This is a genomic window from Sphingomonas sp. (assembly GCF_013812825.1).
Lineage (GTDB): Bacteria > Pseudomonadota > Alphaproteobacteria > Sphingomonadales > Sphingomonadaceae > Sphingomicrobium.
Genome location: NZ_JACCSU010000094.1, coordinates 20173 through 27568 on the forward strand (window position 1 = coordinate 20173; position 7396 = coordinate 27568).

Annotated in this window: 7 protein-coding genes, 1 tRNA gene and 1 pseudogene; 2 read left to right on the forward strand and 7 right to left on the reverse strand. The window is 67.7% G+C overall.

Annotated features, from left to right (window positions below):
- Positions 1–31 precede the first annotated feature (31 nt).
- The 3 genes from H0T81_RS12420 to H0T81_RS12430 are packed head-to-tail and all read right to left on the reverse strand — an operon-like array spanning position 32 to position 2783.
- The gene (locus H0T81_RS12420; RefSeq protein ID WP_294013727.1) at positions 32–1207 is read right to left on the reverse strand and encodes an acyl-CoA dehydrogenase; all 1176 of its coding nucleotides are present in this window, start codon (positions 1205–1207) and stop codon (positions 32–34) included.
- Positions 1207–2016 carry an enoyl-CoA hydratase family protein gene (locus H0T81_RS12425; RefSeq protein ID WP_294013729.1) on the reverse strand — a complete coding sequence of 270 codons (810 nt, stop codon included), beginning with the start codon at positions 2014–2016 and terminating at the stop codon, positions 1207–1209. Before H0T81_RS12425 ends, H0T81_RS12420 begins: the two co-directional genes overlap by 1 nt.
- On the reverse strand, positions 2013–2783 hold the full coding sequence (locus H0T81_RS12430) for an SDR family oxidoreductase (RefSeq protein WP_294013732.1): 771 nt from the start codon (positions 2781–2783) through the stop codon (positions 2013–2015). The genes H0T81_RS12425 and H0T81_RS12430 overlap by 4 nt, the downstream gene beginning before the upstream one ends.
- Before the next feature lie 81 nt (positions 2784–2864).
- Between H0T81_RS12430 and H0T81_RS12435 the strand changes: the two genes are divergently transcribed.
- Both H0T81_RS12435 and fghA read left to right on the forward strand, forming a co-directional pair.
- Complete coding sequence (locus tag H0T81_RS12435) at positions 2865–3974, forward strand: S-(hydroxymethyl)glutathione dehydrogenase/class III alcohol dehydrogenase (RefSeq protein WP_294013734.1); 1110 nt, start codon at positions 2865–2867, stop codon at positions 3972–3974.
- Positions 3974–4813, forward strand: coding sequence for an S-formylglutathione hydrolase (gene fghA / locus H0T81_RS12440; RefSeq protein WP_294013737.1), 840 nt, complete (start codon positions 3974–3976; stop codon positions 4811–4813). The genes H0T81_RS12435 and fghA overlap by 1 nt, the downstream gene beginning before the upstream one ends.
- 3 nt (positions 4814–4816) lie before the next feature.
- Here the strand turns inward: fghA and H0T81_RS12445 are convergent, their stop codons facing one another.
- From H0T81_RS12445 to H0T81_RS12460, 4 genes and pseudogenes are all read right to left on the reverse strand, one after another.
- Entirely contained in the window at positions 4817–6481 is a 1665-nt protein-coding gene (locus tag H0T81_RS12445; RefSeq protein ID WP_366474382.1) for a cation acetate symporter, read from the reverse strand.
- Between the two features lie 44 nt (positions 6482–6525).
- Entirely contained in the window at positions 6526–6936 is a 411-nt protein-coding gene (locus H0T81_RS12450) for a DUF485 domain-containing protein (RefSeq protein WP_294013741.1), read from the reverse strand.
- Between the two features lie 20 nt (positions 6937–6956).
- Positions 6957–7032, reverse strand: a tRNA-Glu gene (locus H0T81_RS12455).
- Positions 7033–7083: 51 nt separating this feature from the next.
- Positions 7084–7396: pseudogene (locus H0T81_RS12460) on the reverse strand (single-stranded-DNA-specific exonuclease RecJ); the annotation flags it as partial.

Genomic DNA, 7396 nt, shown 5'->3' on the forward strand with positions numbered 1-7396 from the left:
CCGCAGCTAACCGATTCTCTGAAGCTGCCGGTCATGAGGACCGCGACTCCTTGAGCAGGTCCTTGGCGATGATCTGCCGCTGCACCTCGCTCGCGCCCTCGTAAATGCGAAGCGCGCGGATCTCGCGGTAGAGCTCTTCGACCTTGACTCCGCGGGTCACGCCCGCGCCGCCATGAAGCTGCACCGCCGCGTCGATCACCTGTTGCGCGGCCTCGGTCGAGTGGAGCTTCGCCATTGCCGCCGCCCGGCGATTGTCCGTTCCGCCGATATCCTGCTGCCACCCCGCGCGCGCCACCAGCAGCGCCGACGAATCGATCAGCAGCGCCATGTCGGCGAGCTTGGCCTGGGTCACCGGATTGTCGGCAAGCGTCTCGGTTCCCAGCCGGCGCTTCGAGGCGAAGCCGAGCGCCTCGTCCAGAGCCCGGCGCGCGAAACCGAGCGCCGCGGCGCCAACGGTCACTCGGAACAGGTTGAGCGTCTCCATGCCGATCCGGAAGCCCTCGCCGGGCGCTCCGACCAGCGCGTCGGATGGGACGCGAACCTTGTCATATTCGAGCCGCGCCAGCGGATGCGGCGCGATCACCTCGATCCGCTCGGCGACGCGGAGCCCCGGCGCGTCGGCGGGAACGATGAAGGCGCTCAAGCCGCGTGCGCCTTCACCTTCGCCGGTGCGCGCGAAGGTCAAATAGAAGTCCGCGATGCCGCCGTTCGAGATCAGGGTCTTCTCGCCGACCAGGACCCAGTCGTCGGCACCTGCCCCGGACCCCGTTCCGGGGTCGCGCATCGCCGAGGTCTGGATGTTCGCCGCGTCGGACCCGCAAGCCGGCTCGGTCATGGCGAACGCGGCGATCGCCTCGCCGCTGGCGACCCTGGGCAGCCATCGGCGCTTCTGCTCGATGGTCCCGAACAGCGAGATGGCGCCGGAGCCCAGGCCCTGCATCGCGAACGCGAAATCGGCGAGGCCGCTTCGGTAGGCGAGCGCCTCGCGCGCGATCGCGAGGCTGCGCACGTCGGGCCGCCGGTCGCCGTCGGCAACGCACAGCTTGAGGAATCCCGCCGCTCCGAGCTCGCCGACGAGCGCCCGGCATCGCGAGTCGAGATCGCCCTCCTCGTCGCCGAGCCGGGCCGACCAGCGCTCGAGCTTGTCGGCCAGCTCGCGGTGGCGCGGCTCGAAGAATGGCCAGGCGAGGAAGCTTCGGTCGCCCATCAGTCGCCCTTGAACTCCGGCGTCCGCTTGGCCGCGAAAGCCTCGTAGGCGCGCTTGAAATCGTTCGCCTGCATCAGCGCCGCCTGCGCTTCGGCCTCCATGTCGAGCGCGATCTCGATCGGTTCGGCCCATTCGGCGTCGAGCTGCCGCTTGGTGACGGAATGCGCTCGAGACGGACCGTCGGCGAGCTCGCGGGCGAGCGCCTGCGCCTCGGCCTGGACGTCGTCGCAAATGCGGCTGAAGAAGCCCCACGCATGCCCCTCCTCGGCGCTCATGTTGCGGCCGGTGAACAGCAGCTCGGCGGCGCGGCCGTGGCCGATGATCCGCGGCAGGATCGCGCACGCGCCCATGTCGGCGCCCGACAGGCCGACGCGGGTGAACAGGAAGGCGGTCTTCGCATTTGGAGCGGCAAGCCGAAGGTCGCTGGCCATCGCCAGGATCGCTCCGGCGCCGGCGCACACGCCCTCGACCGCGGCGACGATCGGCTGCGGGCAGGCGCGCATCGCCCGCACCAGATCGCCGGTCATTCGGGTGAACTTCAGCAACCCGTCCAGGTCCATCCTGGTCAGCGGCCCGATGATCTCGTGGACGTCGCCGCCCGAGCTGAAATTGCCGCCGGCGCCGGTCAGGACGACGCATTTGACGTCATGAGCATCTTTCAACGAGCGAAACATGTCGCGAAGCTCGGCGTAGCTGTCGAAGGTCAGCGGGTTCTTGCGCTCGGGCCGGTTGAGGGTGACCGTCGCGACGCCGTTCGAATAATCCCACAGGAAATGCTCGGGCTCGAACGTCGTGGGTTCGAGTCTCACGCGCTGGTCCCGCCGTCGATGGTGACTGCCGCGCCGTTGATGTCGCGGCTCTTCGGCAGGCACAGGGTCAGGATCATCGTTCCGATTCCGTCGGGATCGACCAGTCGCCCGCTCGCATTCATGTTGGTGATGGCGCCGCGCGCCTGCTCTTCGCTGCGCCCGGTGATCTGCGACACTCGCGCCACCGACTGGTCGGTCATCGGCGTGTCGACATAGCCGGGGCAGACCGCGTTCACCGTCAGCTTGGTCTTGGCATATTCGGCCGCCAGGCTGCGCATCAGGCCCAGCAGCCCGTGCTTCGAGGCCGCGTAATGGGCGGCGTAAGGCACTCCGCGCAGGCTCGCCACCGAGGCCACGAACACCAGCCGCCCGTTCTCGCTCGCCAGCAGGTCGGGCAGCGCCGCCTGCACGCTCTCGAACGCCGCGGTCAAATTGACCGCGATGATCCGGTCCCAGCTGTCCCGGGTCATCTTCGCGAACGGCGCGCTTTCGGCGATCCCGGCGTTGACGATCAGCATTTCGATCGGGCCGTTGGCGGCGCGCGCTGCCGCGAACGCCTGCTCGATCGCCGCCCGGTCGGTGACGTCGCACTGGTGGACGCTTCCGGAGACGATCGCGGCCGTGCGTTCCAGCGGTCCGAGCCGCCGGCCGAGCAGCGAGACCTTCGCCCCGGCCGAGTGGAGATGAGTCGCCGCGGAAGCCCCGATCCCAGTGCCGCCGCCGGTGACCAGCGCGTGGCGGCCCTCAAGCCAGTTGTTCGTGCTCATGGCTACCTCGTGAGATTGAAGCATTGGCCGATGGCTTTCGCGGTGGCAAGGCGGCGCAAATCGAACTGGAGAGCCCGACTCATGAAGACCCGTGCCGCCGTCGCGTTCGAAGCCAAGCAGCCGCTGGAGATCGTCGAGCTCGACCTCGACGGCCCCAAGGACGGTGAAGTGTTGATCGAGATCATGGCGACCGGAATCTGCCACACCGACGCCTACACTCTGGACGGCTTCGATAGCGAAGGAGTCTTTCCCTCGATCCTCGGTCACGAGGGGGCGGGGATCGTCCGCGAGGTCGGCGCCGGAGTGACGACGCTCAAGCCGGGCGACCATGTGATCCCGCTGTACATTTCCGAGTGCCGCGAGTGCAAAGCCTGCCTGTCGCGCAAGACCAATTTGTGCACCGCGGTCCGCGCCACCCAGGGCAAGGGGGTAATGCCCGACGGCACCAGCCGCTTCAGCTACAAGGGCGAGACCATCTACCATTACATGGGCTGCTCGACGTTCTCGAACTTCACCGTCCTGCCCGAGATCGCCGTCGCCAAGATCCGCGACGACGCCCCGTTCGACAAGGCCTGCTACATCGGCTGCGGAGTCACCACCGGGGTCGGCGCGGTGATCAACACCGCCAAGGTCGAGCCGGGCTCGAACGTCGTCGTGTTCGGTCTCGGCGGGATCGGCCTCAACGTCGTCCAGGGCGCCCGGATGGCCGGCGCCAACATGATCGTCGGGGTCGACATCAACGCCAACAAGGAGGAGTGGGGCCGCCGGTTCGGCATGACCCATTTCGTCAACCCGAACGCCATCGAAGGCGACCTCGTCAAGCATCTGATCGAGCTGACCGACGGCGGCGCCGATTACAGCTTCGACTGCACCGGCAACACCGACGTGATGCGCAGCGCGCTCGAATGCTGCCACCGCGGCTGGGGAACCAGCGTCGTCATCGGAGTCGCCGAATCCGGCAAGGAGATCGCCACCCGGCCGTTCCAGCTGATCACCGGCCGGGTGTGGAAAGGAACCGCGTTCGGCGGCGCGCGGGGCCGAACCGACGTGCCGAAGATCGTCGACTGGTACATGGACGGGAGGATCGCCATCGACCCGATGATCACGCATGTCCTGAAGCTCGAGGAGATCAACAAGGGCTTCGAGTTGATGCACGCCGGCGAAAGCATCCGCGCGGTCGTCGTCTACTGATGGAGATCGTCTCCGAAGCGAAATCGCACGGCGGCCGCCAGCTCGTATGCCGCCACTCGTCGGTCGCGACCGGCACCGACATGACCTTCTCGGTATTCCTGCCCCCGCAGTCGGAGAGCGGCGCGCGGCTGCCGGTGGTCTGGTATCTCTCGGGCCTGACCTGCACCCACGCCAACGTGACCGAAAATGGCGAGTATCGCGCTGCCTGCGCGCAGCTCGGGCTCGTGTTCGTCGCGCCCGACACCAGCCCGCGCGGCGAAGGGGTTCCAACGGCGCCCGACGGCGGCTGGGATCTCGGGCTCGGCGCGGGGTTCTATCTCGATGCGACCGAGGAGCCGTGGTCCGGCCATTACCGCATGTGGACCTATGTCACCGAGGAGCTGCCGGCGCTGATCGAGGCCAAATTCCCGGTCGAGTCGGGGCGGCAGGGGATCATGGGTCATTCCATGGGCGGGCACGGGGCGCTGACCGTCGCCCTGCGCAACCCGGAGCGCTTCCGGTCGGTCTCGGCATTCTCGCCGATCATTGCGCCGAGCCAGGTGCCGTGGGGCCAGAAAGCGCTCGGCAATTATCTCGGCGCCGACCGGCGGGCGTGGCGCAAGCACGATGCCGTCGCGCTGATCGAGGACGGCGCGCGCATCCCCGAGCTGCTGGTCGATGTCGGCGATTCCGACCCGTTCCTCGAGCAGGAGCTTCGCCCCGAGCTGCTCGAAGAGGCGTGCCAATCCGCCGGTATCGAGCTCCAGCTGAATCGCCGCCCGGGCTACGACCACAGCTATTATTTCATCTCGACCTTCATGGCCGATCACCTGCGCTGGCACGCCGAGCGGCTGCGCTAAAGCCTAGTGCTGCGCCGCGGCGCCCGACCCGATCCCGGTTTCCGACCGCACGCGCTGCGCGACATAGCCCGAGCGGTCGATCGCCGCCCGGCCGCTCCGGTCGAGCTTCGACACCAGCCAGATCGTCAGAAACGCCAGCGGCATCGAGAAGATGGTCGGCGAGGTGTAGGGGAAGATCGCCTGCTCGAACCCGAACGCCGCCACCATCACGCCCGGCGACAGCATCGTCAGCACCAGCGCGACCAGCACTCCGATCGTTCCGCCCCACACGATCCCGCGCGTCGTGCAGCCGCTCCACAGGATCGACAGCAAAAGCACCGGGAAATTGCCGGACGCGGCAAGAGCGAAGGCCAGGCTGACCATGAACGCGACGTTTTGCGCCTCGAACACGATGCCCAGCAGGATCGCCACCGCCGCAAGCACCAGCACGGTGTAGCGCGACACGCGCAGCTCCTCGTCCGAGCCCGCCTCGCCCTTGCGCATCACCGACGCGTAGATGTCGTGGCTGACTGCCGACGCGCCGGCGAGCGTGAGTCCGGCGACGACCGCCAGGATCGTCGCGAACGCCACGGCCGACACGAAGCCCAGGAACAGGTCCCCGCCGATCGCATTGGCAAGGTGGATCGCCGCCATGTTGCCGCCGCCGCGCAAGCCGCCGGCCGGGTCGGCAAAGGCCGGGTTGGTTGCGACCATCACGATCGCCCCGAAGCCGATGATGAAGGTCAGCAGATAAAAATAGCCGATCCAGCCGGTCGCCCACAGTACCGACTTGCGCGCCGCCTTCGCGTCCGGGACGGTGATGAAGCGCATCAATATGTGCGGCAGGCCGGCGGTCCCGAAGATCAGCGCCATCCCGAATGAGATCGCGGAAATGGGGTCCTTGATGAAATTTCCGGGGGCCATGATCGACTGGCCGCGCGCCGCGGCGTCGCCCGCCGGAGCGCCCTCCCCGGCTGCAAGCCCGGTCTTCACCTCGACCGCCTTGGCGAACAAAGCGTCGGGCGAAAAGTTGAAGCTGGCGAGAACCGCGATCGCCATCACCGTCGCGCAGCCGAGCAGAAGCACCGCCTTGATGATCTGCACCCAGGTGGTCGCGATCATCCCGCCGAACATCACGTAGAGCGTCATCAGAACGCCGACGATCACCACCGCGAACTCGTACGGCAGGCCGAACAGCAATTTGATCAGCTGCCCGGCGCCGACCATTTGCGCGATCAGATAGAACAGCACGACCGACATCGTGCTGAATGCCGCGAACAGCCGCACCGGAGTCTGCGCAAAGCGGAACGAGGCGACGTCGGCGAAGGTGTAGCGGCCGAGGTTGCGGAACCGCTCGGCAAGCAGGAACAGGATGATCGGCCAGCCGACCAGGAAGCCGGTCGAGTAGATCAGCCCGTCATAGCCGTCGGCGAAGATCTGCGCCGAAATGCCGAGGAACGAGGCGGCCGACATATAGTCGCCGGCGATCGCAAGCCCGTTCTGGAAGCCGGTGATTCCGCCGCCGGCGGCGTAGAAGTCGGACGTGGTGTGGGTCCGGCTTGCCGCCCAGCGGGTGATTCCAAGAGTGACCACGACGAACGCGGCGAACACCAGCACCGCCGGCCAGTTGGTCGCCTGCGCCGCGGCCGCGGCAAGCCGGGTGTGCGCGAGCGCTGCGGCCGGGAGCACCACCGCGATCAGAAGCACCGCGATTCGTGGCGCCAGCGATCCGTTCAACGCTCCGACTCCTCGACCACCTCGGCGATCAGCGGGTCGAACCGGCTGTTCGCCCGATGCACGTAGATTCCGGTGAGCAGGATGCCGGACAGGATGACGCCGATCCCGATCGGGATTCCGATGGTCGTGGTCCCGCCGCCGATCCGCCGCCCGAGCAGCTCGGGAGCAAAGGCGATCAGCAGCATGTAGCCGAAGAAGATCACCAGCATGATGATCGTCAGCGTCCAGGAGAACCGCGACCGCTCGCGCACCAGCTGCTGATAGCGCGGGTTGTTCGCGACCTCGAGCAGCGGGTCCGGTTCGCTCGTCGGCTGCTGCGGATCCTGAGCGGCCATGGCGGCACAAGCCCCGAGCCTCGCTTCAGGTTCCTTCATGTTGATGCGCGCTGTCACCAAGACCTGCGCCATGCCGCCGGCATGGCTGGTCCTGGTGACCCCAACGGGAATCGAACCCGTGTTTTCGCCGTGAAAGGGCGACGTCCTGGACCGCTAGACGATGGGGCCGGAAAGGCCGGAGCCGGTTAGGCGAGCGACCCGGAGGGGTCAAGCAAGCGCTCAGGCTTCTGCGGCATCCTCGAGGTGCATCTCGGCCGCGTTGCCGCCGTGATATTCGTCGCGCTTGATCGTCCCGGCGAGCCACCAGCGCCGGTCGCCGGGTGACGCGAGCAGCGCCTGGCCGAGCTCGGTCGCGGCGCTTCGGAAGGCGATCCATTTGAAGCTCTTGCCGTCGTCGCCGCAGGCCAGCCCGCGGACATGGTTGTCGCCGACGATCCCGGTCTTGAGCAGCCGCGCCGGTCCCGCCGCGACCCGCGGCGCGGGCCAGCCGGCGCCGTAAGGGCCGGCCGCGTCGAGCGCGTCGCACAGGGCC

Excerpts from the sequence above, each read along its gene's own strand:
- H0T81_RS12420 (WP_294013727.1), bottom strand. The coding sequence starts at position 1,207 with ATGGGCGACCGAAGCTTCCTCGCCTGGCCATTCTTCGAGCCGCGCCAC.
- H0T81_RS12430 (WP_294013732.1), bottom strand. The coding sequence starts at position 2,783 with ATGAGCACGAACAACTGGCTTGAGGGCCGCCACGCGCTGGTCACCGGC.
- H0T81_RS12435 (WP_294013734.1), top strand. The coding sequence starts at position 2,865 with ATGAAGACCCGTGCCGCCGTCGCGTTCGAAGCCAAGCAGCCGCTGGAG.
- fghA (WP_294013737.1), top strand. The coding sequence starts at position 3,974 with ATGGAGATCGTCTCCGAAGCGAAATCGCACGGCGGCCGCCAGCTCGTA.
- H0T81_RS12450 (WP_294013741.1), bottom strand. The coding sequence starts at position 6,936 with ATGGCGCAGGTCTTGGTGACAGCGCGCATCAACATGAAGGAACCTGAA.